This is a genomic window from Streptomyces sp. 4F14, from assembly GCF_048159485.1.
GTDB lineage: Bacteria > Actinomycetota > Actinomycetes > Streptomycetales > Streptomycetaceae > Streptomyces.
On the sequence record NZ_JBLRVY010000001.1, the window covers coordinates 177,533 to 203,788 of the forward strand.

The 26,256-nt window shown below is 72.5% G+C and carries 9 protein-coding genes; 1 reads left to right on the forward strand and 8 read right to left on the reverse strand.

Annotation, left to right across the window (positions count from 1 at the left end):
• Positions 1–204 precede the first annotated feature (204 nt).
• From ACLZOT_RS00670 to ACLZOT_RS00695, 6 genes are all read right to left on the reverse strand, one after another.
• Positions 205–2,910 (reverse strand): type I polyketide synthase, encoded by a 2,706-nt coding sequence (locus ACLZOT_RS00670; RefSeq protein ID WP_416966648.1) that lies wholly within the window; start codon positions 2,908–2,910, stop codon positions 205–207.
• A 22-nt stretch (positions 2,911–2,932) separates the two neighbouring features.
• Positions 2,933–4,066 (reverse strand): OzmP, encoded by a 1,134-nt coding sequence (locus ACLZOT_RS00675; RefSeq protein ID WP_416966649.1) that lies wholly within the window; start codon positions 4,064–4,066, stop codon positions 2,933–2,935.
• 32 nt (positions 4,067–4,098) lie between these two features.
• Complete coding sequence (locus ACLZOT_RS00680) at positions 4,099–7,500, reverse strand: amino acid adenylation domain-containing protein (RefSeq protein ID WP_416966650.1); 3,402 nt, start codon at positions 7,498–7,500, stop codon at positions 4,099–4,101.
• Positions 7,497–21,629: an SDR family NAD(P)-dependent oxidoreductase gene (locus ACLZOT_RS00685; RefSeq protein ID WP_416966651.1), complete on the reverse strand. Its 14,133-nt coding sequence runs from the start codon at positions 21,627–21,629 to the stop codon at positions 7,497–7,499. Before ACLZOT_RS00685 ends, ACLZOT_RS00680 begins: the two co-directional genes overlap by 4 nt.
• A gap of 296 nt (positions 21,630–21,925) precedes the next feature.
• On the reverse strand, positions 21,926–22,537 hold the full coding sequence (locus tag ACLZOT_RS00690; protein WP_416966652.1) for a DUF6417 family protein: 612 nt from the start codon (positions 22,535–22,537) through the stop codon (positions 21,926–21,928).
• A gap of 73 nt (positions 22,538–22,610) precedes the next feature.
• The gene (locus ACLZOT_RS00695) at positions 22,611–23,303 is read right to left on the reverse strand and encodes a GntR family transcriptional regulator (RefSeq protein WP_416966653.1); all 693 of its coding nucleotides are present in this window, start codon (positions 23,301–23,303) and stop codon (positions 22,611–22,613) included.
• Between the two features lie 193 nt (positions 23,304–23,496).
• On the opposite strand from ACLZOT_RS00695, the gene ACLZOT_RS00700 reads away from it, so the two are divergent.
• Positions 23,497–23,868 (forward strand): hypothetical protein, encoded by a 372-nt coding sequence (locus tag ACLZOT_RS00700; RefSeq protein WP_416966654.1) that lies wholly within the window; start codon positions 23,497–23,499, stop codon positions 23,866–23,868.
• Between the two features lie 61 nt (positions 23,869–23,929).
• Here ACLZOT_RS00700 and ACLZOT_RS00705 read toward each other — a convergent pair whose 3' ends face one another.
• Positions 23,930–25,342 (reverse strand): oxygenase MpaB family protein, encoded by a 1,413-nt coding sequence (locus tag ACLZOT_RS00705; protein WP_416966655.1) that lies wholly within the window; start codon positions 25,340–25,342, stop codon positions 23,930–23,932.
• Positions 25,339–26,091, reverse strand: coding sequence for a polyprenyl diphosphate synthase (uppS, locus tag ACLZOT_RS00710; RefSeq protein ID WP_416966947.1), 753 nt, complete (start codon positions 26,089–26,091; stop codon positions 25,339–25,341). The genes ACLZOT_RS00705 and uppS overlap by 4 nt, the downstream gene beginning before the upstream one ends.
• Positions 26,092–26,256: the final 165 nt, after the last annotated feature.

A 26,256-nucleotide genomic window follows, 5' to 3' on the forward strand; every position in this document is an offset into this window, starting at 1 on the left:
ATCGGGGAGGTCGGGGGGCAGGGGGGTCGGGGAGGTCGGAGAGGTCGGGGAGATTGGAGAGGTCGGGGAGATTGGAGAGGTCGGGGAGATTGGAGAGGTCGGGGAGATCGGAGAGATCGGAGAGATCGGGGAGATCGGGGAGATCGGGGAAAGGGCGGGAGTCCCGGGCTGGGATTCCCGCCCCTCAGGCGTTCGCCGGGCCCGTCAGCCCTGGCCGGCCCGCCGCGCCTCCGCCCGCTGGGCCCGGCGCGAGGTCCGTCCTGCGGCGGCCGGTGCCGTGCCGGCGCTCTGCGTCAGGCCCATCAGTTCCGCCAGGTTGTCGACGAAGGACCGGATCGTCGGGAACTCGACGAACGCGGTCGCCGGGACCTCGAAGTCGAGTTCCTCGCCGAGTTTCGCGACGACCTCGATCAGTACGAGGGAGTCCAGGCCCAGGTCGAACAGGTTGGTGTCGAGGGCGGCCAAGTGGCGTCCGCCCAGCACCTTCCCGACCTCGTCCGTGACGAAGTCCGTGACGAGGCCGACGTTGTGGTCGGGGTCGTCCGCGTCGAAGCGGGTCAGGAGGCGGTCCCGCTCCGGGGCCGAGGGCCGGCTCGTGTGGGCGCCGGGCTCCACCCAGTGGCGTCGGCGCTCGAACCGGTGCGTGGGCAACGGGACTCGGCGGATCTCGCGGGCGGAGTGGAGGGCGGTGAAGTCGAGTTCGGCGCCTCGTACCCACAACTCACCGGCGAGGGTGAGGAGGTCGGTGAGACCGTCGGGTGCGACGCGGATCCAGCCCGCCCCGTCCGCGACCGGCCCACCACCCGTCCAGTCGTCCGGATCCTGCGTCAACCGCGCCCCCGTCGTCGCCGACAGCACTGGCAGACTCGGTGCCGAGACCCGCAGCGGCGCACTCCCGACGGCCAGCGCCATCGCGTCCGGCAGCGCCAGCGCGTCGCTCACGGCCGCAGCCACGGCGAGCCCGGTGCCGGTACCGGCGAGGCCCCCCGGAGCGACCCCCCAGGACACCAACGCCCGCACGACCCCGTACGCATGGGCGAACCCGGCGTACTCCCCGCTCAGCAGCGCCTCACCCCCACCGACCTGCCCCACGGTCTCGGCACACGCGTCGACGGCGTCCCGGTAGGCGGGCACGGCCGCGTACAGCTCACGCGGTCCCGAGGCCGAGGCTGGCCCGGAGCCGGAGCCGGAGCCGGAGCCGGAGCCGGAGGCAATGCCCGCCCCCGAGCCCGCCGCCGAGCCCGAGCCGGAACCCGAGTCGGGACCCGAGGCGGCGCCCATGCCCCACCCCGCCCCCGAGCCCCCGGACGCCTCACCCGTCAGCACCAGGACCGGCGCCACCTCCCCGGCAACCCCCCGCCGTATCCCCTCACCGTCCCCCAGCGCGAGCGCCATCGCGGCCCCCCGCGTCCCGTCCGCCACCAGCGCCAGCCGGTGCCCGTGCGCCCGCCGCCCGAGGCCCAGCGTCTGTGCCACGGCACTCAGGTCGAGATCGCGCCGCGTCCGCAGGTGCCGCGCCAGCGCCGCCTGCGCCTGCTTCAACGCCTCCTCGGAGCGGGCCGAGAGAACCAGCAGTTCAGGGCGGTCGTCGGACGAGGAATCGGGACGGGAGGGGCCCTCCTGGAGGATGACGTGCGCGTTCGTCCCGCCGATGCCGAAGGAGCTGACACCGGCCCGGCGCGGCCCTTCGCCGGACTCCCACTCCGTCTTCGCCGTGTTGACGAAGAACGGGCTCGACGCGAAGTCGATGTCCGGGTTCGGCGCGGTGAAGTGCAGGCTCGGGACCAGCGTCCGGTGCTCCAGCATCAGCGCCGTCTTGATCAGCCCCGCCATCCCGGCCGCCGTGTCGAGGTGGCCCACGTTCGTCTTCACCGACCCCAGCGCGCAGTACCCGGACCGCTCGGTGCCGTGCCGGAACGCCTCGGTCAGCGCCGCGACCTCGATCGGATCGCCCAGCGGGGTCCCCGTACCGTGCGCCTCGACGTACCCGATCGTGTCCGGCTCCACGTCCGCGACCTCGTGCGCGTCCGCGATGACCGCCGCCTGACCCGAGACACTCGGCGCGGTGTAACCGGTCTTCGCGGAACCGTCGTTGTTGACCGCCGACCCCTTGATCACCGCGTGGATCCAGTCCCCGTCGGCCAGCGCCTCCTTGAGCCGCTTCAGTACGACGGCCCCGGCGCCGCTCCCGATGACGGTGCCCCGCGCCTGGGCGTCGAAGGCCCGGCAGTGCCCGTCGGGCGAGAAGATCATGCCCTCCTGGTACTGGTAGCCCTCACCCGGCGGATTGAGGTGCACCGCGCCGACGAGCGCCATGTCGCACTCCCCGCCGAGCAGCGCCAGGCACGCCGTGTGCACGGACACCAGGGACGTCGAGCAGGCGGTCGAGATGTTGACGCTGGGGCCGGTCAGGTCGAGCTTGTACGACACCCGCGTCGACAGGAAGTCCTTGTCGTTGGCGAGCATCAGCCGGTACCGGTCCACCGAGGACGCGCCCCGGTAGCGCTCGCCCAGGTTGTGCAGCAGGTAGGTGTTCATGCCGGCGCCCGCGTACACGCCGATCTGCGCGTCGGTGCGCGCCGGGTCGTACCCGGACCGCTCCAGCGCCTCCAGCGCGCACTCCAGGAACACGCGGTGCTGCGGGTCGAGGATCTCGGCCTCGTCGTGCGTGAACCGGAACAGCTCCGAGTCGAAGAGGTCCGTACCCGGAACGGTCTGCGCGGCCTTGACGTACCGGGGGTCCGCGAGGCGGTCGGCCGGGACCCCGGCGGCGGTCAACTCCTCGTCCGTGTACCGGGTCAGGGTCTCGCGGCCCTCGCTGAGGACCTCCCAGAACCGGTCGACGGAGTCGGCACCCGGAAAGCGGCACGCCATCCCGATGATGGCGATGTCGGAATCGGAAACGGTCATGGTGATGGCTCTCCTGCGGGTCTCAGCTGAGGCGGATGCCGAGGTCGGCGGCGACGGAACGCATGTCGAGGAAGGAGCGCGCGACGAACCGGGCGGCGTCCTCGCCCGCGTCCATCCGCTGGAACAGGTCGATCAGGGTCCGCTCGTGCTCGGCGGAGTCCCCCTCGCCCGCCGCGATCTCCTTCACGACCCCGCCGAGCCGCGCCTCCACGTCGGCGAGGTCCAGCGAGCGCGGGAACTTGATGCTGAACGTGTTGCGGTCGTAGGAGGCGTTGCGCTTCACCGACCGGACATGGCTCGCCGCGTTCAGCTTGTAGAACATGCAGTCGAAATTGCTGAACGAGTAGTAGTTGAGCAGCGGGAACAGCGTGCAGTGCGTCTCCATCGGCGACGACGCGTACAGCCCCTTCGCCCGCAGCTCGTCCACGATCCGGTCCGGGTCGTAGTCGTGGCGCATCGCGATGAACGGGAACACGATCTTCGGCAGGTTCTCGTCGTCGTCGAACAGCAACTCCTCAAGCCGGCCCGCGAACAGTGTGTCCGTCAGCCGCTCCCCGAACGTCTTGTAGAACCCGCGCACCACCTCCCGGACGTTCGACTCCATCGTGAGAATCTGCTGCGGGTCCGCGCACAGCGCGATGTACGGGATCTTCCGCTCGTACGCCATCAGGATCGCCCGCAGCACGAAGAACGTCCGGCACGAGACGCACGGCAGCTTCTCGTCGAGATACTTGCCGGGCCCCTTCGGCACGGGCCGGTTGAAGACCTCGCGCATCATCAGCTTGATGTTGTCGTCGTCCGCGTCCAGCACGAACGTGGCCGGGATCTTCTCCCGCGCCAGCGCGATGTTCTGCGCCGCGTGCACACTCTCGAACGGCACGTCGAACGTGAACGCCAGCACCCGCTTGCCGTAGTCGTTGACGAACTTGTCCAGCATGTACGTGCTGTCCTTGCCGCCGCTGTACATGAACAGGCAGTCGAACTCCCCGCCCGCCGCCGGTGCTTGCTGGAACTCGGCGAACACCTCACTGGTGTACCGGTAGTTGACGAGCAGGTCCTCGGCGAAGTCCAGGTTGCACAGATTGCACACCCCCTGGCCGTCGAGCGTGATTCCCGGGTGGTCGGCCTTCAGCGAGCAGACCTGGCAACTGGACACGGAACTCCCTGTGGAACCGAGTGGATTGGTGTTCATGAGCGCCGCCGCGTACGGTCCCGGCGCCCGGCCAGCGCCGACACGTCCCGGGTACGCCGGGGCCGCGCCGGACCCGCCGCCGCACCGTCGGAGACGTGGGCCGCCATCGCCCGCACTGTCGGATGCGCGAACATGTCGAGCCGGGTCACCCCGAGCCCGAGCCGCTCCCGCAGCGCCGCCACCACGGACGTCAGCCGCAGCGAATCCCCGCCCGCGTCGAAGAAGTTGTCCTCGGCGCCGACGCGTTCGAGCCCCAGCACCTCGCACCAGATCTCGGCGACACGCCGCTCAAGGTCGGTGCGGGCGGGGGCAGTTCGCGTTCCTTGGAGGGCGGAGGGCTGTGGCAGCGCCTTGCGGTCGACCTTGCCGTTCGGCGTGAGCGGCAGCCCCGGCAGCGCGACGACGGCCGACGGCACCATGTACGCGGGCAGCCGCTCGGCGAGCGCGGCACGCAGCACGGCCCCGTCCGGTACGCCGGTCACATACCCGGTGAGCCTGCGCTCGCCCGGCCGGTCCTCGCGCACGACCGCCACCGCCGCCTGAACGCCCGGGAGTTGACGCAGCGCCGACTCCACCTCGCCGAGTTCTATGCGGTAGCCGTTCAGCTTGACCAGGCCGTCGATGCGCTCCAGGTACTCCAGGCGCCCGTCCGGCAGATGGCGCACCAGGTCGCCGGTGCGGTAGGCGCGGCCGGTGCCGCCCTCGGGGGCCGGGACGAAACGGTCGGCGGTCAGCTCCGGGCGGTGCAGGTAGCCGTCGGCCACCCCGTCGCCGGACAGCAGGAGTTCACCGGGGACACCGGGAGGCACGGGGGCGCCGCGCTCGTCCAGGACGTGGGCGCGGGTGTTGCCGATGGGGCGGCCGATGGTGACCTCGGCGCCGGGTTCGACGCGGTCGGCGGTCGACCAGATGGTGGTCTCCGTGGGGCCGTACATGTTGTAGAGGGCGGCGACCAACGGGGCGAGTTTCTCAGCGAGTTCTGCGGGAAGAGGCTCGCCACCGCACAGGGCCTTGAGCGCAGGGTTACCCTGCCAGCCCGCCGCCAGCAGCATCTGCCAGGTGGTGGGGGTGGCCTGGAGGACGGTGGGGGCCGCACGCTCGACGCGTTCGCGCAGGGCGACCCCGTCGGCGGTGACCGGGGCGGGCAGGATCTCCACCGTGCCGCCCCGCACCAGCGGGAGGTACAGCTCAAGGCCGGCGATGTCGAAGCAGACGGTGGTGACCGCGAGCAGCGAGTCACCGGCACCGAAACCGGGCCTGCGGGCCATCGTCCAGAGGAAGTTGACCAGCGCGCGGTGGCCCACCTGGACGCCCTTGGGGAGACCGGTCGAACCCGAGGTGTAGATGACGTAGGCGGGGGAGTCCGGCGCGGAGCGGTCGACGTGGACCGCCGGTGCCTGGGCCAAGGCTTCCGTCACCAGGACCGGGGTGACCGGGAAGTCCGTGAGCGCCCCGCCCAACGCGGCGTCCGTCAGGACCAGTTGAGCGTCGGAGTCCTTCAGCATGTGGCCGATACGGGCGGGCGGATAGATCGGGTCGATGGGGACGTACGCGGCCCCCGAACGCAGGACCGCCAGCAGGCTGATCAACAGCTCCGGAGAACGCTCCAGGAAGACACCCACCAAACGGCCCGGTCCGGCGCCGAGTTCGGTGAGGTGGTGGGCCAGCCTGCCGGTCGCCTCGTCGAGTTCGCCGTACGTCAGCTCGCGGCCCTCGAAGCGGACGGCCACGGCGTCCGGGGAGGCGTCCGCGAGGTTGCCGATGAGGGAGGTGACCGTGGCGCGGCGGGGGTACTCCTCGTCGGTGTCGTTCCACTTGCCGTGGACCAGCTGGTGTTCCTCGTGGGTCAGCAACGGGACGCAGGCCAGGGGACGTTGGGGGTCGGCCGCTATGCCGTCGAGGAACAGGGCGTAGCGGTCGGTGAGCCAGGCGGCCTCGGCATGTGCCTCGAAGCGGACGGTTCCGGTGGGGGTGATGCGGACGGTCAGGGAGCGGCCGTCCGCAGGCGTGTGCTCATCGAGGAGGACGGCGACGGGGAGAGCCGTGTGGGCGAGGCCCGGGTGGCGGAGGGGGAGGTCGCGGCGGTACGGGGATTCCGTGCGGAGGCGGTCGAGTTCGGCGCCGACCAGGGTGGCGAGGTCCGCGAGGGTGTGGGTGAGGGCGTCCTCCGGTACGGACAAGGGGAGTTCGCAGGCCAGGACGCGGGCCGCCGCAGCGGGCTGGGGCACGGTGATCGCCACGGCGCGCTCGTCTCCGCGCGCGAGGCGGGACAGGAACGCCAACACGGCGGCCAGCGCGGTCTGTTCGGGAGGCGTGCGGAACTGCGCGGGCAGGGGGACCGGGGCTTGTGGGCCGGCTGTTGGGGCCAACTGGCCCAGTCTGGGCGGGAGTACGGGCTCCAGCGAGTTGAGTGTGCGCAGCCAGCGGGCCTCGCGTCGGTGTCCTGCCCTGGACGCCGTCTCCAGTGCGGCGACCTCCTCCTCCGGGAGGCGCGGGAAACGGCCGTCCAACTGCCGGGCCAGTGCCGGGGGTTCGAGCTGCTCGCCGGTGAGGGAGGCCAGGTCCGTGAGGCGGACGTCCTTGTCGCCGGTCGCGACCGTGAGGGCGTCCGGGGCGACGGTGACGATCGTGCCGGGGGCGGCTGTCGACGGCACGTCGGTGACCTCGACCGCCCGGACGGCCACCAGGCTGTCGCCGGTCGCCAGGAGAGCTGTGCCGAAGTCGTTGCGGCGCCTGCCGAACGCCGTCGAGCGGACCAGGGCGTCGAGTTCGGCCGCGTCCGCGTGCCAGTCGAAGACGCCGCCGCGCGGCGGACCGTCGTACCGGCCGTGGTACGTGCGCCGGGTCATGTCCTGCGGGGTGCGGACGGCCGTGTCCGACGCCAGCTCGTCGATCAGGTCGGCGAAGGACTCGACGCCGGCGTCGAAGCAGGCGACGTCCAGGTCGTGCACGGTGGCCGTCGGGGGGACCGGGACCGCGCGCTGTTTGAGCAGGTCGCCCGTGTCGGCCTCGCGGTTCATCACGTGCCAGGCGACGCCGTGTTCGCGCTCGCCGTCCAGGATCGCCCAGCTGGTCGCGTAGAGGCCGGCGTGCTTCGGGAGAGGGCCGTCGTGGAAGTTGACCGGGAGCTTCGCGGGGAGGCTCAGCACCTCGTCCGGGAGCATGCGGAGGTTCGCGATGCTGAACAGGTAGTCGAAGGTGAGGAGTTGGAGGCGGTCGGCCAGATCCTTGCCGAAGGGGACGGCGGGGAGGTTCTCGCTCTTTGCCCACGCCAGCAGGTCGGGGGTGGGGGAGACCACGGCGGCGACCGTGTGGCCCCGGGACAGCAGGAGGCGGGTGCACTCGACCAGGAGGGCTTCCTCGCCGATGACGACACAGGTGAACGGTTCGGCGGTCAACGGTCGCCCCCTTCGGGGTTCGCCTGCTGGGAGAGGAGTTCCGCCAGCAGTTCTTCGACGGCTTCGTCGGACATGCCGGCGACGAGACGCTCGGCTTCGTCTTCGTCGGGGAGCGGCTCCGGCACGGTGTGGGGCGCTGAGGCTTGAACGGGGGCTGCTGGCGCGGGGGTTGTGCTCGCCCGGAAGTGGTCGGCCAGTTGACGGATCGTGATGCGTTCGAACAGGAGAGTCGCCGACTGGGGGCCGTACACCGCCTCCAGCGCCCGCGTGAGTTCGAGGACGACCAGGGAGTCCACGCCGTAGTTCTCGAAGGTGAGGTCGGGGTCGAGTTGCTCGGGGGCCATCTCCAGGACCCTCGCGAACACGTCGGTGACCTGCTGGAGGGAGTCGGTCGAGGCCGGGAGCGGGGCAGTTGCCTGGGCGGGGGTGCTGACGATCGGCGCAGGGCCGGTGGCTGCGGGCGTACGGGTCGTACGGGCGATGACCCCGTCGCTCACCGCCGCGATCACGCTCTGGAACGCCGGACCCGCCTCACTCCCCGGCGCCCCCACGCTGATCCCCGTGAACCCGCAGGCCGCGAGCGCGTCCCGCCACTGCCGCTCGCTCGCCAACGGCGAACCCGGCATGCGCTGTTCGGGATCGTCGAAGAGCCACCACCCCGTGGTCAGCCCGAAGATCAGCGCGAGCTGGCTCCTGGGCCGCGTCCCCTCGACCGCCAGCAGCACCCCGCCCCGCCGCAGCAACTCCTTCGCCCGCGCGAGAGTCCGGGACAACCGCCGCGTCGCGTGCAGCACGTTCGTCCCGAACACGACGTCGTACTCCCCGGACGCCGCCCCGGCCTCGATGTCGAGCACCTCGAACCGCACGAACGGATACCGCTCCCCGAACCGGTTCCCGGCCTTGCGGACGAACGCCGGGGACACGTCGGTGAACACGTACTCGACCGCGTCCCCGTACGGCGCCAGCGCGGCGAGTACGGCGGCCGTCGTGCCGCCCGTCCCCGCGCCGACCTCCAGGATCCGCACGGGACCCCGGCCCGGATCGGCCGCCCGTACCTGCTCGACGACGATCCGCGCGACCTCGGCGTTGCAGCGGTCGGTTACCGGGTCACCCCGGTAGACGGCGGCCACGCGCTCGGTGGAACCGTCGGGGAAGAGGACCTCCATCGCCGGACGCCGGCCCGTGAGGATGTCGGGGAGGGCGGTGAGACAGTCGGTGAGGAGGGAGACGACCGGGGCGAGGGAAGGGTGGCTGGTCGACAACGTGGCGAGGTCGGCGATGAGTTCGGCCTCGTCAGCGTCTCCGGCCGTCTTGACGATGCCGAGCTGCACCTCGAACAACTCTCGGTGCTCAGGCACCACTTGACTCACGTCCGTCAGCCCCGCCCGGCGCAGGACCGCCGCCAGCAGCCGTTCCGCGAGCACCTCCACCTCGGCCACCGCCCGTTGGTGCGCGGCGAGTTCGGGGTCCGGTCCGGCCGGGAGACGCACCTCGGGCAGCGTGCCCGGCATGGCGCCCGCGACGACCTTCAGGGTGCGGTCGGCGTCGATCCCGAGGTTGTCGAGGATCGGCCGGTCGGCGTCCAGCGCGAACACCTGCGGCAGCCCGGCCCCGAGCGTCCGCTCGACGACCGTCATACCCCGCTCGGCGCTCAGCGGCCGGATGCCGGCGGCCTCGAAACGGCCCAGGATCCGCGCCCGTTCCGCGTCCCCGCCGGCGTGCCAGTAGCCGAGGTTGAGCACCCGCACCGGGAACGGCAGGGTGCGGGCGGCATGGGCCGCGTACGCGTCGGCGAAGGCGCAGCCCGCCGCGTACCCGGCCTGGCCGTGGTTGCCCTCGAAGGTCACGCCCGAGGAGTAGAACAGGGCGAAGTCCAGAGGCAGTTCACGCACCGCGTGCAGCAACGCCCAGGCCGTACCGGTCTTCACCTCCAGCGCGGCCCGCACCTCGTCCTCGGTGAGGTCCCGCAGGACCCGGTTGACGAGGACCATCGCCGCGTTGAACACCCCGTGCAGGGCGCCGAATTCACGGACGGCGAGATCGACGGCGTCGGCGAGCGCTGCTGGATCGGTGGCGTCCAGCGCGAGGTACCGCACCTCGGCGCCCGCCTTCTCCAGCTCGGCCACCGTCCGGCGCCGGTCCTCGTCGAGGGGCGAGCGCCCGACGACGACCAGCTTCGCGCCGTACGTCCGGGCGAGGTGCCGGCAGGTGTCCCGGCCGACCGCACCGAAGCCGCCGACGACCAGGTAGACGCCGCCGTGGCGCAACCGGGTTGAACTGGAGGGCAGTTCGACCCTCTCCAGGGATCGCACCCGGCGTACGCCACCCCTGATCGACACCGGCACGGGCTTCGCAGGGAAGGGCTCGGCGACGATCGCCTCGGCGAGCTGCCCGGCCTCGTCGGCGCGGACGTCGATCAGCGAGACGTGCAGCGCCGGGAACTCCTTCGCCGCGACGGCCGCGATCCCGAACAGCCCGGCCGCCCACGGGGACGACGCGTCGCCGTCCTCCAGCGGATGGACATCGCTGGTGACGACCTTCAGCCGCACCCCGCGCTCCAGCGCCCCGGACCGGTCGAGGGCCCGCACCAGCCGGTACAGGGCGACCGGGCCGCCGTCGGCCAACTCCCTTGCGTCTGCCCGGTTCACGGGGTCCTGAGCCGGTGCTGTGCCGAAGAAGTAGACGAGGTCGGGGGTGCCGATCTCGGCGTCCGCGAAGTCGGCCGAGACGCGGCGGACGTCCGCACCCGGGTGCAACTCGGCGACGGGCTCGCCCACATAGAGCACGCTGCGCCCGAACTCCGCACGTCCCTGGGCAGGTTGCGGCGTCCACACCGGACGGTGCACGACCACGGCGGACGGCTTCGACTCCCGGTACGTCAGCCCCTGGAACCGTACCCGCACCTCTCCCGAGTCGTCGCAGAGCAGCACCTCGCAGCGGTCGGGGCCGGTCTCCCGGACGTACGACCAGCCGCTGTCCGGCACCGGCCCGAACACGTCGACGCGGTCCGCCGCGAACGGCAGCATCGGGCGGGAACGCCGGACCAGGAGTGCGGCGTACGTGTGCAGGGCCGCGTCCAGGACACCGGGGTGCAGGGCGTGCGCCGGGCCGCCGGGGACGGCGCTGATCCGGCCGAGGGCCTCGTCGGTGCCGGTCCACACCTGCTGGACGCGGCGGAAGAACGGGCCGTAGGGGAGGCCCTGTTGGGCGAGGGTTTCGTAGAAGGCGCCGGGGGTGTCTGTGAGGTGGGCGCGGAGGGCGTCGAGGTCGAGGGGGGCGGGTTGTGGGGCGGCCTCGGTGAGGCGGCCGGTGGAGCGGACGGTGGCGTCGGCGCCGAGGACGTCGTAGCGGTCGGCGTCGAAGGTGATCGTCACGTCCTCGGCGGTGAGCGGGACGGCCCAGCGGACGTCGGCGAAGGCACGTCCGGTGAGGCCGCCGCCGGCCTCGGCGACGAGGTCCAGGTGGCCGACGCCGGGGAGGATGGGGCGGCCGTCGACCAGGTGGTCGCGCAGGGCGGGGGTGTCGGGGGTGAGGCGGTGGTGCCAGGTGCGGGGCAGGGGGGTGACTGGCGCGGGCGTGCTTGCAGGCTTGCTCTCGGCCGTCGGTGTGATCGCGACCGCGCCCGTGTCCAGCCAGTGCCGCACCCGCTCGAACGGATACGTCGGCAGCGGCACCCGGCGCCGTCCGGCAGGCCGCAGCCGCTCCAGCAGATCCCAGTCCACGGTGACCCCGGACACCCACATCCGGCCCAGGAGGTCGTCGGCCCCGGCCCGGATCTGCGCGGACAGGAACTCCTCCGCGCCCACGCCCGCCGTCAACAGGTCGGCCAGCGGCGGGTGTTGCTCGACGCGCCCCCGGTGCAGCCACTGCCCGCCCTCGCCGCGTCCGACGGCTGCCAGCTTCTCGGCCGCGTCCGCGAGACCGGTCGCGACGAACGCCAGCCGCTCGACGAGGGGTTCACGGCCCACCCGCAAGGTGTGGGCGACATCCGCGAGCCGGGACGCGTCGGCGACGGCCCGGCCCAACTCGGCCGCGTACAGGCGCAGTCGCTCCTCGTCGCGGGCCGAGAGCACGATCAACTCGCGCGCGGAGTCGGCCTCGACGCCGACGGGCTGTACGTACTCCTCCAGCACCACATGCGCGTTGGTCCCACCCGCCCCGAAGGAACTCACGGCCGCCCGACGCGGCACGGCCCGCCCCTCGGCGTCGGACTCCCGCGTCCACTCGGCCAGTTCACGCTGCACGGTGAACGGCGAACGCGTGAAGTCGATGACCGGGTTCGCCTCCTCGGCGTGCAGCGACGGCAGCAGCGCACCGCGCCGCAACTGGAGAACGGCCTTGGTGAGTCCGGCGATGCCCGCCGCGCCCTCCAGGTGACCGATGTTGGACTTCACCGAACCGATCGCGCAGAACCCGGTGTCGGCGGTGTGCTTCCCGAACGCCTGGGCCAGCGCGGTGTGTTCGATCGGGTCGCCCAGCGCGGTCCCGGTGCCGTGCGCCTCGATACAGCCGACCGTGCGGGCGTCGACGCCGGCCGCGTCCAGCACCTGCTCCACCAGCGCCTGTTGGGCCTGCGGGTTGGGCACGGTGTAACCACTGGTCCGGCCACCGTGGTTGACGCCGGTCGCGCGGATCACCGCGTGCACGGTGTCCCCGTCGCGCACCGCCTCCGACAGCCGCTTCAGCAGCACCGCGCCGACCCCCTCGCCGGGCACGTACCCGGTGCCGCCCGCTCCGAAGGCCCGGCAGCGGCCGTCGTCAGACAGCATCGACCTGGCGCTCAGATGCACGTACTTGTCCGGGTGCACGGCCACGTTCACGCCGCCCGCGACGGCGTACGAGCACTCGCCCCGCCGGATGCTCTCGCACGCCTGGTGCACGGCCACGAGCGACGCGGAGCACGCCGTGTCGACGACCAGGCTCGGGCCTCTGAAGTCACCGAAGTACGACACCTGGTTGGCTATCGACGAGCGGTTCGCCAGCACCACCTGGGGGTTGCCGCGCGCCGACTCCGTCGCCCCGAGGATCGCGTAGTCGTCCCACATCACGCCGACGAAGACGCCGACGTCGTGCCCCTGCCCGCCGAAGCGCGGCGCCGGGATCCGGGACGGCGGATAGCCCGCGTCCTCCAGTGCCGACCAGGCCGTCTGGAGGAACAGCCGCTCCTGTGGGTCCATCGTGCGGGCCTGCTTGGGGGAGATCTGGAAGAACAGGGAGTCGAAGGAGTCGACGTCGGAGAGGAAACCGCCCCAACGGCTGCTGCTCCGACCGGAGTTCATCAACGCGGCGGCGTCCCAGCGGTCGGCGGGGACCTCGGTGACGCAGTCGCGGCCCTCGGAGAGGTTGCGCCAGAAGTCGTCGAGGGTGTCGGCGCCGGGGTAGCGGCCGCTGATGCCGATGACGGCGATCGGGTCGTTGTCGTTCTTGTCGGCGCAGGGGCGAACAGGCGCAGGTGCGGGGGCGATCGAGGGTCGCTGGTGCTCGACCAGGGCCCGGGGCTCCTCGGGGAAGAGCCGGTTCACCGCGTCCGCGTGCTCCGCGAGGATGTGATCCGCCAGGTCGTCGACCGTCCGGCACTCGAAGAACACCGTCCCGCGCAGGCCCGGGAAGTCCTTGCCCAGAAGGGAGTTGGACTCCATGACCAGGACCGAGTCGAGGCCGTAGTCGTCCAGGGGTACGCGGCTGTCGAGCCGCCCGGCGGACAGCTTGAGGACGCCCGCGAGGACTCCGCGCAGGTGCTCGATGAGACGGTCACGGTGAGCGGTGCGGGTGACAGGGACCGACAGGTCGGCCTCAAGTGCCGGTGCGGGAACAGGAGTTGACGAGGCGGCCGCCAGCACCGAAGCCGCTGAGACCGTCCTCCCGGTCAACGCCCCGTCCAGAACCCCCGGTTCCCCCCAGGCCGGCACCACCCAGGGCACTCCCGCCGCGAGCGAACGCTCGAACAACTCGACCCCCTGCGCCGCGTCCAGCGCCCGCATCCCGCTGCGCCGCGTGTACGCCGCCAACTCCTCCTCCCCGACCATCCCGTCCACCCCGCCGACCGCCCACAACGGCCAGGCCAGCGAAACCCCGCCCCGCCGCGCGGTGTACACGTCCGCGAACCGGTTGGCGGTCGCGTAGCTCACCGCCCCGAAGTCCCCCACGAGCGAGGACACGGACGAGAACACGACGAACAGGTCGAGGTCGTCCCCGCGCGTCAGCCGGTCCAGATGCACCACCCCGTGCGTCTTCGCGGCCAGCACCCGGGCGAACCGCTCCCGGTCCCCGTCGGCCCGCCCCCCATCGGCGATCCCGGCCAGATGGAACACCCCGTGCACCGCCCCGAACCGCTCCCGCGCGACCCCCAACGCGGCCTCCAGCTCGGCCGCGTCGGCGACATCGGCCCGCAGCGCGAGCACCTCGGTACCGAGGGACGCATGCCAGGCCCGCGCCCGCGCGTCCGGCTCGGACCGGCTGATCAGCACCAGCCTCGCCGCGTAGGCGGACGCCAGATGCTCGACCAGCACCCGCCCGATGGCCCCGCCGCCACCCGTGACGACGTACACCCCGCCGTCCCGCACGGAAAACCCGGCGCCACCCGCTGCGGAGTCCCGCACGGAAGCCTCGGTGCCACCCGCTCCGGCCGCCACCCGAAGAGCCCGAACTTCCCGTTCCCCGGCGGCAGTACGCCGCACCTCAAGGCCGGCGACCCGAGGCACCGCCCGCAGCTCGACCGCCACGGCCCGCGCGACCTCGCCCGCCGGAGCACCGGCCGCCAGCTCCAGCGTCAGCAGCTCCAGCCGAGGCGCGACCGGTGCCGTGGACAGCGCGAACCCGGCGAACGCCGCCCCCTCCGGCCGCCCCTCCCGATGCACGACCACACACCGAACCCGCCCCGGCAGCACGCCCGTTCGCACACCGTCCAGCACGTCCAGCACGGGAGCACAGAGCCGGTCGAGGAGTTCGGCGGGGGAGAGGGAGTCGTCCGGCTCGCTCACGACGACGACATCAAGTCCGCTGCCGGAGGCCAGCGAAGACAACTCGCCCCCGGAGACGACCCGCTCCCACACCCCGGTGGCGGCCAACTCCACCACCAGCGCGGGGTGGTTGCCGAGCACCATCAGAGCCGGAGCGGCGTCGCCGAGCACGGGTTCGCGCGTGGGGCGCCAGTACGGCTCGTAGAGACGGGGCTCACCGGAGGTCCCCGGCGCCGTCGTCCGTCCGGCGAAGTCCCGTACGGCCGTGACGACTTGGCCCTGCGCGTCGTACACCGTCACATCGAAGCGCCGCACGCCCGCCGACTCGCCCACGAGCCGGGCGTGAGCCGACGAACCGGCGGGCAGTTCGGCGAAGGCGTCCAGAGAACTCAGGCTGAAGGGCACCGCCGGCTCGCCCGACCACGGCGCGGCCCAGTGGCAGGCGCGGAGCGCCCCGTCCAGCAGCGCCCACGGCCGCCCGTCCCCCAGCCGCACCAGCGCCTCCCCGGCACCGGCACGGATCTCGTCGACGACCTGGAAGGAGGGCCCGTAGGCGAACCCGGCGTCGGCGTAGTCGCGGTAGGCACCGGACCGGTCCCGTACGACGGGCAGGCGGCCCCGCAGCGCGGTGAGATCCTCGGCGGAGGCGGGCGTCGGGGCGGAGGGCGTCGGCACGGCGATGCCGCGCGCGTGCGTGCCCTCCTCGCTGTGCACCTCGAACGCGAGCTGCTCACCCTCCGGCCGGAAGGAGACGGACAACTCCAGTTCACCCTGGCCGAGTTCGACGGCACGCCCCCACACCACGTCCCGCAGCCCGTGCCGGACGCCGGGCTCGGCCAGCCCGGCGGCGGCGCGTACGAACTCCAGGGTCGCGGCGCCCGCGAGCAGCGGACGCCCCTCGATGACGTGGTCCCGCAGCAGCGCGTCGGAGGCCCGCAGCGTCTTGCGGAACCGGAGCCCGGTGACGGTCGACTCGTTGGCGTCGACCAGCGCGTGCGGCGCGGCCGACCCGAACTCGGCGTCCAGCGGGATCCAGTACGGCTCGTCGGCGAACGGGTACAGCGGCGCACGCACCCGGCGCGGTACGGGGCCGGGCCGGTCGGCGTGCAGAGCCGCCCAGTCGACGTCCTCGCCCCGCAGCCACCTGCGCGCGTCCTCATCCGCAACCGGCGGAACCGGCCCGCCGGACGCGAACTCCCGGAGCGAGGCGACGAGTTCGGCACCCTCGGTGACCGCCACGGCGAACCGCACGTCGAGCGCCTCACGCCCCACCTGACTCGTGAAGCACAGGTCGGCCAGCGGTACCCGCTCCGTCGCGACGAAGTCGGCGGCCCGGTCGGCGTAGACCCGCAACCGCTCCTCGTCACGGGCGGACAGGAGGAACAACACCGGTTCCCCGACGCGCTGTTCACCCGCCGGAGCCTCGGTCACCGCGTCGGGACGCGACGACTCCTCCAGCACCAGGTGCGCGTTCGCCCCGCCCGCGCCGAAGGAGCTGAGCCCCGCCCGGCGCGGCCCGTTCCCCTCGGTCCAGGGGGCCAGTTCGCGCTGGACGTGGAACGGGGAGCGCTCGAAGTCGATGTTGGGGTTCAACTCCTCGGCGTGCAGGGACGGGACGAGCGTGCGGTGCCGGAACTGGAGCAGCACCTTCGTCAGCCCGGCGACCCCGGCCGCCGACTCCAGGTGCCCGATGTTCGACTTGGCCGAGCCGATCGGCCAACTCCCCTCGGTGCCATAGGCGTTGGTCAGGCCCGTCAGCTCGATCGGGTCGCCCAGGCTGGTGCCGGTGCCGTGTGCCTCGACGTAACCGATGTCGGCCGGGGTGACACCGGCCTCGTGCAGGGCCGCCGTGATCACCCGCTGCTGGGCGCGAGGGTTCGGGACGCTGTAACCGTTCGTCCGGGCACCGTGGTTGATCGCGCTGCCCAGGATGACGCCCTGGATGCGGTCACCGTCGGCCAGCGCCTGGCGGTACGGCTTCAGCAGGACCGCGCCGACGCCCTCGCCGGGGACATAGCCGGTGCCGCCCGCGCCGAAGGCCCGGCAGCGGCCGTCGTCCGAGAGGAAACGGCCCTGGCTGAGGAAGCCGAACTTGTACGGGTGCACGGAGACGTTGACGCCCCCGGCGATGGCGAGTTCGCTCTCGCCCCTGCGCAGGCTCTCGCACGCCAGGTGGATCGCGGTGAGGGAGGAGGAGCACATCGTGTCCAGTGCCATGCTCGGGCCGGACAGGTTCAGGGCGTGGCTCACCCGGTTGGCGATCGTCGCGAACGACGAACCCGTCAACGGGCGCCCGCCGCGCAGGGCGTCCAGCGCGCCGTGGAACTGGTACTCGCCGTACATCACGCCGACGTACACACCCACCGGGCGCCCGGCCAGGTCCGCGCGCCGGTAGCCCGCGTCCTCCAGGAGGTGCCAGGAGTTGAGCAGGAACAGCCGCTCCTGGGGGTCCATCAACTCCGCCTGGCGGGGGGAGATGCCGAAGAAGAGCGGGTCGAACCGGTCGACGTCGCGCAGGAATCCGCCCCAGCGGGTGTGCGCCAGGCCGGGTGCTGCCGGGTCGGGGTCGTACCAACGGGTGCTGTCCCAGCGGTCGTTCGGGATCTCCGTGATGCTGTCGCGGCCCTGGGAGAGGTTCTCCCAGAACTCGTCGAGGTCGTCGGCGGAGGGGTAGCGGCCCGCGAGGCCGACGATGGCTATGGCGTCGTGGAGAGGGGAGGACTCGGCGGGTTTGGAGGCAGGGTTCGTACGGCGAACTGTCCGTGCCACAGCGGAGGTTGCTGTTCGTGAGGTGTCCCGACCGTCGGCGTCGGCCTCTCCCGTCCCGCTCTCTGCCAACTCCCCCGCATGCCGCTCCGCGAAGTAATCCGCCAGCTCCCCGAGATTCGTGTACTCGAAGAACAACGTCTTCGACAGATGCGCGAAATGCCGCTCCAACTCCCGGTTCAGCTTCGCGATCATCAGCGAGTCGATGCCGTACCGCTCGAACGGCGCCTCCTCGACCAGTTCCGCCGCGTCCAACCCGGTCTCGGCAGCGATGAGTTCACGCAACAGGGCCACAGCCCGAGCCCGGGGAGCGTCACCCGGCACAGCGGCCGGCCGGGACGTCTCCGGCGCGAGCGCGGTGAGCGCGGCCGTGATCCGCCGGACGTCACCGTGCGCGGCGACCACCGCACCCCGCACACCGAGCGCCCGCTCGAACAGCGCGAGCCCGTCGGCCGTGGAGAGGACTCCGAACCCCGTCCGCGCGGCCACGTCCGACGCGTCCTCGGCGCTCTGCCGCATCCCGCCCTCGGCCCACAACGGCCAGGCGACGGCGGTGACATGAGGATGCCGTTCGGCGTACCACTCCAACCTGGCGTTGGCGTACGCGTAGTCGCTCTGCCCCGGGTTGCCGATGTGCGCGGCGATCGAGGAGAACGCGACGAAGAAGTCCAGCGCGTCATCGGCGGTCACCGCGTCCAGCGCCTCGATGCCGGCCGCCTTGGGTGCCAGGACGGCGGCGAGGTCCTCGTCCGACTTGGTGAGCGCGAAGCCGTCCCGCAGGACGCCGGCGGCGTGGACGACACCGTTGAACGGCCCGAACTCGGTGTGCACGGCGGCGAGTTGAGCCCGGTCGGTGACATCGGCCCGGCGGTACACCACCCTGCCGTCCAGCCCGGCGTCCCGCTCACCCCGCCCCACCGCCACCACCCGGACATCCGCCCGTGCGAGCAGCCACTCGGCGACGATCCGACCCAGCCCGCCCGCGCCCCCGGTGACCAGATACGTGCCGCCGTCGCGCACGACGACCGGCCGGCCCTCGGCGGGCGCCACCTCGAAGACCGCCCGCACCCGGCGTCCCCGCGCGGTGTACGAGACCTCCAAGTCCCTCCCGTGCCCGGCGAGTTCGACAGCCAGCGCCTCGGCCTCGGCCACCCCTTCCCCGAGCCCGACGGCCTGGACCGCGAGCAGCGGATTCTCCGCGCGGACCGTCCGGGCGAACGCGCCGAGCGCGGGGTCGTCCCGGTGCACCAGCAGCACCCGGACAGGGCTGGAGGGCCGGGCGGCGAGCAGCTCCCGGACGACCCGCAACGCCTCCTCGGGCGTGGGCTCATGAACCACGACGACGTCCGGAACCCCCTCGGTGACGATGTCGAACCCGAGCCCCGCCACCACCGAGGCCCACTCCGGAGAGGCGATCACACGCGCGGTGCCGCCCAGCTCAACTCCCGTACCGGACAAGGGCGCTTCGACCCACCGCCGGACCAGCAGCGCCGACTCCCGCGCCTCGCCCAGCACCCGCACGGCGAGATCGTTCAACCGCGCCAGCACCCGACCGTGCCCGTCCACCAGCGTCAGCTGCGCCCGCGCGGTCCGCTCGCCCACCTCCCCGACCGTCACATGGACCCGGCACCCCTCGGTGACCGGCGCGTGCACCACGAGTTCGCCCAACGCCAGCGGCAGGAACCCCCCGGCGGCCTCGCCGTACGTCCGCGCCAGCAGCACGACCAGCGCGTGCAACGCCCCGTCGATCAGCGCCGGGTTGAGCGTCACCCCGTCGAGCGCGGCCCCCTCGGGCAGGTCCAGAACGCCGAGCGCCTCCCCGTCCCCGAGCCGCACCTCGCCGAGCGCCCGCATCCGCGCGCCGTAGTCGAGACCGAGGCCGCGCAGCACGTCGTACGCATCGGAGTGCCCGACCACCTCGGTGCAGCGGTCCGCGACCGGGGTCAGGTCCACCGGGGCGGGCGGGTCGAGCGGTGCCGTGTCGAGTGAGCCGGACGCCACCACCTCGTCGCCGTCGGCGAGTTCGAAGCCGACGGTGTCGTTTTCGTGCCACAGTCGCACCAGGGCCGTACGCGGGCCGTCGGCGTACGTCAGGAGCCGTTCGAAGGAGATGCCGCGCAGCAAGACGGGTCCGTCCAGGGCGAGTTCGCCTGCCGCGCGGATCAACTCGGCCTGGGCGGCGGCCGGCATGACCGGGGTGCCGTTCACCCGGTGGTCGGCGAGGTAGAACTCGGTGCCCGTGCGGGAGCTGCGGTAGGCGAGGGTGTCGAGGGTGGAGACGTTCTCGTCCAGCATCGGGTGCGGGCCGGTCGCGGACGGCTCCGGGGTGGGCGCGGGGGGCGTGTCGAGCCAGCAGCGGCGGCCCTCGAAGGGGTAGGTCGGCAGCGGGACCCGGCCCCGCTCCTCGTCGGCGAACCAGGCCGTCCAGTCGACGGCGGCACCGGCCTGCCAGGCGCGGGCTACGCCGTCCCAGGGGCCGTCGCTCACGCCGAGGGCGATCCCGCGGACCTCGTCGAGCGCGCCCCGGACGGGAATGCGGGTCCGACGCGCCGTTTCACGGCCTGAGTGACCCGCCCCCTCACCGAGTGTCAACTCCCCGGCGACACAAGCCGCGACGCGCCCGGCCGCCCCGTCCCCGTGCACCGCGACCGGCGTGATCCCCCACCCCCGCCACACCATCCCCAACGCGTACTGCAGGGCGAACGCCTCCGACGCCCCCGCCTCCCGCGCCGCGTCATAGTGCCCGGCGAACGCGGGCTCCAACGCCCGCCACTCCTGCGCCAGTTCGCCCGCGCCCGGAACCTCCTCCGCGAACACGAACGACACCTCGCCGGCCCCGGCCCGCTCCGGCATGGCCGCCTCACGCAGCGCCCGCGCCGAGGACGCCCGGTCGCCCCCGGTTACCGCGAGCCGGTACTCGTGCGCGCGACGGCCCACGGCCAGCGTGTACGCCACATCGGCCAGCGGCGCCGAGTCGTCACCGTCCAGATGGTCCGCGAGGTTCCCCGCCGCCGTCGCCAGCGCGCTCGGCGTCCGCGCCGACACCACCAGCACCTGCGAAGACCGGGATTCCCCCGTCACCGGGAGCCCCGGAGCCTCCTCCAGGACCGCGTGCGCGTTCGTCCCGCCGATGCCGAAGGAGCTGATCCCCGCCCGCAGCGGGCCGTCCCCCGTCCACGGCACCGTGTCCGTGGACACCTTGAACGGTCCCGCCGCGAAGTCGATCGCCGGGTTCGGGGTCGTGTAGTTGACGGTCGGGACGAGCGTGCGGTGCTTCAGCATCAGCGCCGTCTTGATGAGCCCCGCGACCCCGGCCGCCGCGTCCAGGTGCCCGAGGTTCGACTTCACCGAACCGATCGCGCAGAACCCCGTGTCGGCGGTCGTGTCCCTGAACGCCCTGGTCAGCGCGGAGACTTCGACCGGGTCACCGAGCCTTGTCGCGGTCCCGTGCGCCTCGACGTACCCGATCGAGCGGGGGTCCACGCCGGACACGGAGTGCGCCTCGCGGATCACCGCGGCCTGGCCGGCCGCGCCCGGCGCCGCGAAACTCACCTTGCCCGAACCGTCGTTGTTCGTCGCCGTGCCCTTGATGACCGCGTACACGGTGTCCCGGTCGGCGAGCGCGTCCCGCAGCGGCTTCAGGACGACGACCCCGACGCCGTTGCCGAGGACGGTGCCGCTCGCGTCCGCGTCGAACGTCCGCACGTGCCCGTCCTCGGAGAGGATCGCCCCCTCCTCGTACAAGTACCCCTTCTCCTGGGGGACTTTGACGGTCACCCCGCCCGCCAGCGCGATGTCGCACTCGCCGTTCACCAGGCCCTGGCAGGCGAGGTGGACGGCGACCAGCGAGGTCGAACAGGCCGTCTGGACGGCGTAGCTGGGGCCCTTGAGGTCGAGCTTGTACGACAGGCGGGTGGCCAGGTAGTCCTTGTCGTTGCCGACCATCACCGCGAAGTGGTTCGAGGTCGTGGTCTGGTCGACGTTGGGCAGCACCTGCTGTTGCAGGTAGGTGTTGACGGCGGCGCCGACGTACACGCTGATCAGGCCGTCGTAGCGGGCCGGGTCGTAGCCGGCGTGCTCCAGCGCGGCGTGGCCCGCCGTCAGCAGGACGCGGTGCTGGGGGTCGGTGATCGCGGCCTCGGCCGGGGTGAACTCGAAGTAGCCCGTGTCGAAGAGGTCGACGTCCGGGATGACGCCGTGCGCCGGGACATAGGTGGGGTCGTCCAGCAGCCGCGCCGGAACCCCGGCCGCCGCCAGCTCCTCGCGGCCGAAGCGGGTGATCCCCTCGCGGCCCTCTCTCAGCAGGCGCCAGAAGGAGTCCAGGTCGTCGGCGCCGGGGAACCGCCCGGCCATCCCGATGATCGCGACATCCGTCTCGGCCGCCTGGATCTCGTGGCTGCTCACTGGCGCGATCTCCCCTTGTCGTGTGCGGGCGTCACTGCTGCGGCCGCGGGCGGGAACCGGCCCTCGCGCGCGTCGGGCGGGCGGCGCCGTCGCACCCGGCGCCGCCCACGCCCGATCGCCCGCGGACCCGACGGCGGCCGATGCGCGCAGCGCGTCCCCCATCCGTCAGCCGTGGGTCCCAGGGTCGTCGCGGCCGGTGCGCGCCGTCACCACCCAACCGAGTAGAGACGCCGACGGTTCGCGCGCGCGGAAGCTACTCGATCAGGTGGTTTGAAGGACGTCCGCGCAGGACACGGTCAGGTCCGGCGACGCCGTGCGGGATCGCGCACCGCAGGCGTGGCGGGGGTGAAGCGGACGCCGTACTCGCGGCTGAAGCGGTTCGCCTCCGCGCACGAGAACACCGTCGTGCGCAGCGACATCGCGTACGCCGCGGACTCCATCTGGTCCGGGGTGAGGTACAGGTACCAGCGCTTGTCGGTGGGGCTGAACTGCGCCGACGCGACCCGCTCCGCGAGCCCCGCGACCGGCGGCCGGGTCAGTTCGTGGCCGACGCCGACGAAGATCCGCAGCGTCTCCATCTGAGCGGGCAGCAGCTTGACCTGCTGCTCCCCGGGCGCGGGCGCACGCGGGGGCGGCTTCGGGACCGTACGGCTGTGCGCGTACACCAGGACGTCCCGGCCGAAGTCGGTGATGCGCAGGGCGCGGGGGACCGGGTGCCCGACCAGGGCGGCGAGGTCGATGCGCGCCTGCCGGTCGGCCTGCTCGACGATGCCCTCCTGGAGTGCGGCCTTCACCGCGTTCCACACCGCGTCCGACAGCTCGCCGTCCAGCACCCAGCCCTGGCGGGCCGCCCGCCAGCCCGCGCGCAGCTCCTCCAGGAGCGCGATCCGCTTCTCCGAGTGCCTCATGCACCACCTCGCCCACCGAGCGTAGTGCGCTGGGCAGCGGAACGTGAGCGGTTGGGGAAAACGGGCCGGGAGTCTAGGAGTTGGCGCGGTCCCGCATGCCCGCCATGAGCGCCTGGTGGCTGCGGCGTACGTGCTCGCGCATCAGCCGTTCCGCGCCGTCCCCGTCCTTCGCGGCGATCAGTTCGAGGACGCGGTGGTGCTCGGTGTCCGAGTCGTGGAGCCGGCCCGGCTGCGCGAGGGACGTCCGGACCAGGCGCGCGTACGCGAGCTGGTTCATCAGCGTGCGGTAGTGGGCCTCCAGCTTGGTGTTGTCGGCCCCGGTGACGATGAGGCCGTGGAACTCGTGCACCAGCTCGGCGTACCGCTCCAGGTCGCCCGCGCGCACCGCCTCGTCCGCCTTGGCCATCGTGTCCCGGAGCTGCTGAAGCTCCGGCACGTTCCCGCGCAGGGCCAGCAGCCGGGCGGCGGCCCCTTCGAGCAGCTCCTTCATCTGGAACAGCTCGGTGATCTCCCGCCAGGACGGCACCGCGACGAACGTACCGACCCTCGGGCGCACCTCCACGAGCCCCTCGATCTGCAGCTGCTTGAGGGCCTCGCGGATCGGCGTACGGCTCACCCCGAACGTCTCGGACAGCGCCATCTCGGAGAGGCTGGAACCGGGCGGGAGCTCACCGCTGATGATCATCCGGCGCAGCTCTTCGGCGACCCTGGCCTGCATGCTGGTCTGCTGCAGGGGCTTCCTCGGGCGCCTCGTGGGTTCTTGCATGGTACAAGAACGTAAGGGGGCGGCCGATCCGCGTCAACCTCTCGATCACGCCGACTCCTGCCATGCAAGGAGTGCCGGAAACGCAAGGTGAACGGCTCGCGTGCCACATCCCTTGACGCCTCACCCCACGCGCACCACCATCGAGGACGACCGAACGCATGGTCGGAACCGGCAGAAGGAGACGACCAGTCCCATGCGAACGAGACGACTCATCGCAAGCGCCTTAGCGGCGGGCGCGGCACTGGGCGCGGTCCTGGTACCCACGGCCGCCTCGGCCGCCCCCTCCGTACAGGTGATCTGCATCCCGGAGGCCCGGGTGTGCGCGGGCGTCGACGGCAACGCGACCCAGGGCTACGTCTACAACTTCACGATCAGGCAGGCGCCCACATTCGTGTCGCTGTTCTTCACCGTCAACGGCCTCCAGGCGCATGGCCTCATCTCGACCACCTCCCAACCGGGCCTCATCCAGGGGTCCTTCAGGCCGACCCCCGCCCTCGTCCAGGGCGACCAGGTCTGCATGACGATCTCCGGCATCCCCGGCACCTACTGCGGCACAGCGCGCTGACCACCCGCCAGGGGCGGCCCCGTCACCGGGAACACCGGGGGGCCGCCCCTGACGCACGCCCTCACGCCTCCGCGAGCAGCGGGTCGAAGGGTGTCGTACGCCGCCGTCCCGCCATGAACGACAGGAAGTCCCGTACGAAGTCGCCCCGCGCGTACGCCCCACCGCTCACCGGCAGTTCGCGGTGGAACGCCCTGCGGAACAGCCGCCGGTACTCCTCCGCGTCGATGCGCTGATCGCCGTTCGTGTCGGTGGCGTCGAAGAGGACCCCGGCGAGCCGGATCAGCGCGGGCCCGGCGAGGGACGGCACCCCGGCGGCGTACTCGGCGCGGCTTATCCGGCCGTCGCCGTCTGTGTCCAGGGCCGACTGGAGTTCGCGCCACCAGTCGGCGTACGCGGTGTACAGGCGGGTCTCCAGCGGCTCGTCCAGGTCGAGGCGGGTCGACAGCTCGCGGGCCATCGCGGCGAGGTCCGGCCACATGACGAAGCCGTCGCCGGTCTGGTCGAGGACCGCGTCGAAGAAGTCCTCGGCGTCACGCGACGGCGCGAAATCCGGCTCCGGTTCGCGGGGGAGCGGTACGACCAGCCGCACGAACGCACCGGCCTTGCGCGCCGTGTCCCGCACCGCCCGGAGCCGGGGATCGTCGCTGTCCGGCGACTTCGACAGCAGGTCGACGACCTTGTCCGCCTCGATCCACCCCTCCGGCAGGAACCGCGCGAGGCCGGCCGTGAAGTAGGCGCTGCGCAGCAGGGTCCGCGCCCCCGGGACCTCGGCCAGCCCCGCCCGCTGCCGGAACGCCTCCGGCAGCGACGCCACCGTCACCGCCCCGATCACCGGCCCCGCGACCGCCCGCCCCGCCGCCCACAGCGTGGGTACGCCGTGCAGCAGCGGCGGCGCCGGGACGTGCTCGAAGAGCCGGTACAGGATGATCCGCACCGCCTCCGTGTTCTCCAGCTCCTGCGCCACGACCCGGTCGTAGTACGGCCAGAACTCCCGCACCGTCCCCGGCAGCGCGGACTCCTCGCCGTCCAGCGCGCCCAGGAACGCCCGGTACTCCGCGTACACCCGCTCCATCTCCGCCGGGTCCAGCGGCTGGCCGCTCAGCCGGCACATCGTGACCGTGCTCTCGAACAGCGTCGCCACGACCCACGCCCGGACCGCCGGGTCCGTCGCGTCGTACGCGCCCGCGCTCCTCAGGCGCGCGTGCAGCCGGTTCAGGCGGTCCGCCTCCCGCGCGCGTACGCCGTCGTCCTCGCCGAACATGCGGCGCAGGCTGCGGTACGTGTTCCACAGGCGGCGCCACGGGTGCGTCACGAACGTCGAGTTGTCCAGCAGGGCCGCGCCGACCTGCGGGTGCGCGGCCTCCAGGACCAGTGCCCGGACCAGGGCCAGCGCCCAGCGGGGGTCGTTCACGAACGTGTCGAACTTCGACCCCGGGCCGAACAGGGGCGTCTCGGCGGTGCTGGTGTCGGTCACGGGCGGGGCTCTCCGATCTGCCGGGGGGCGACGCCGCCGTACCGGCGGTCGCGCTGCTGATAGGCGTGCAGGCACTCCAGGAAGTGCGGGGCCCGGAAGTCGGGCCACAGGACCGGCGGGAACGTCCACTCCGCGTAGGCGACCTGCCAGAGCATGAAATTGGAGATCCGCTGCTCGCCGGACGTACGGATGACGAGGTCCACGTCCGGAGTGTCCGGGAACGGCAGGTGCGCGGCGAAGCTCTCCTCGTCCACCGCGTCGGCCGGGACGCCCGCGCGGATCAGCGCCCGCGCCGCCTCCACGATGTCCCGCCGGCCCCCGTGGTCGAACGCCACGGTCAGCGTCATGCCCCGGTTCGCCTCCGTCAGCGTCATCAGGTCAGCGAAGTCCCGCGCCAGGCCCGCCGGGATGCGCGGATCGCTCACCCCGAGGAACCGGCACCGGATGCCCCGCGCGTGCAGCAGCGGCGCGTGTTTGCGCACCACCCGGCGCACCAGCCGCATCAGGAAGTCGACCTCGCTGCCGGGGCGTCGCCAGTTCTCCGTGGAGAACGCGTACAGGCTCAGCCACCGGACGCCCGCCCCGCGCGCGGCCTCGATGACATCGATCACCGTCGCCTCCGCGGCGCGGTGCCCCGACGTCCGGGGCAGCTCCCTGCGCGCCGCCCACCTGCCGTTGCCGTCCATCACACAGGCCACATGCCGCGGAACGGCCCCACGCGCGGGCGCCCGCTCCGACGCCGCCTGCATCCCCGCCGCGCCTGCTGTCCCCGTTGTCCCCACCGGCCCCTCCCGCCTCGACACCTCCAGCGTGCCTGTCCCATCGGCCGAACGGACTAATCCCGCTCCCGATTCACTCGAAAGAGATCACCGGATGTTCGAGTCGGACTTCTTCGCGACCGTTTCCGGCGAGTG

Bases quoted from the DNA above. Each gene is read 5' to 3' on its own strand.
- ACLZOT_RS00695 (WP_416966653.1), bottom strand. From the start codon at position 23,303: ATGCAAGAACCCACGAGGCGCCCGAGGAAGCCCCTGCAGCAGACCAGC.
- ACLZOT_RS00690 (WP_416966652.1), bottom strand. From the start codon at position 22,537: ATGAGGCACTCGGAGAAGCGGATCGCGCTCCTGGAGGAGCTGCGCGCG.
- ACLZOT_RS00700 (WP_416966654.1), top strand. From the start codon at position 23,497: ATGCGAACGAGACGACTCATCGCAAGCGCCTTAGCGGCGGGCGCGGCA.
- ACLZOT_RS00670 (WP_416966648.1), bottom strand. From the start codon at position 2,910: ATGACCGTTTCCGATTCCGACATCGCCATCATCGGGATGGCGTGCCGC.
- uppS (WP_416966947.1), bottom strand. From the start codon at position 26,091: ATGCAGGCGGCGTCGGAGCGGGCGCCCGCGCGTGGGGCCGTTCCGCGG.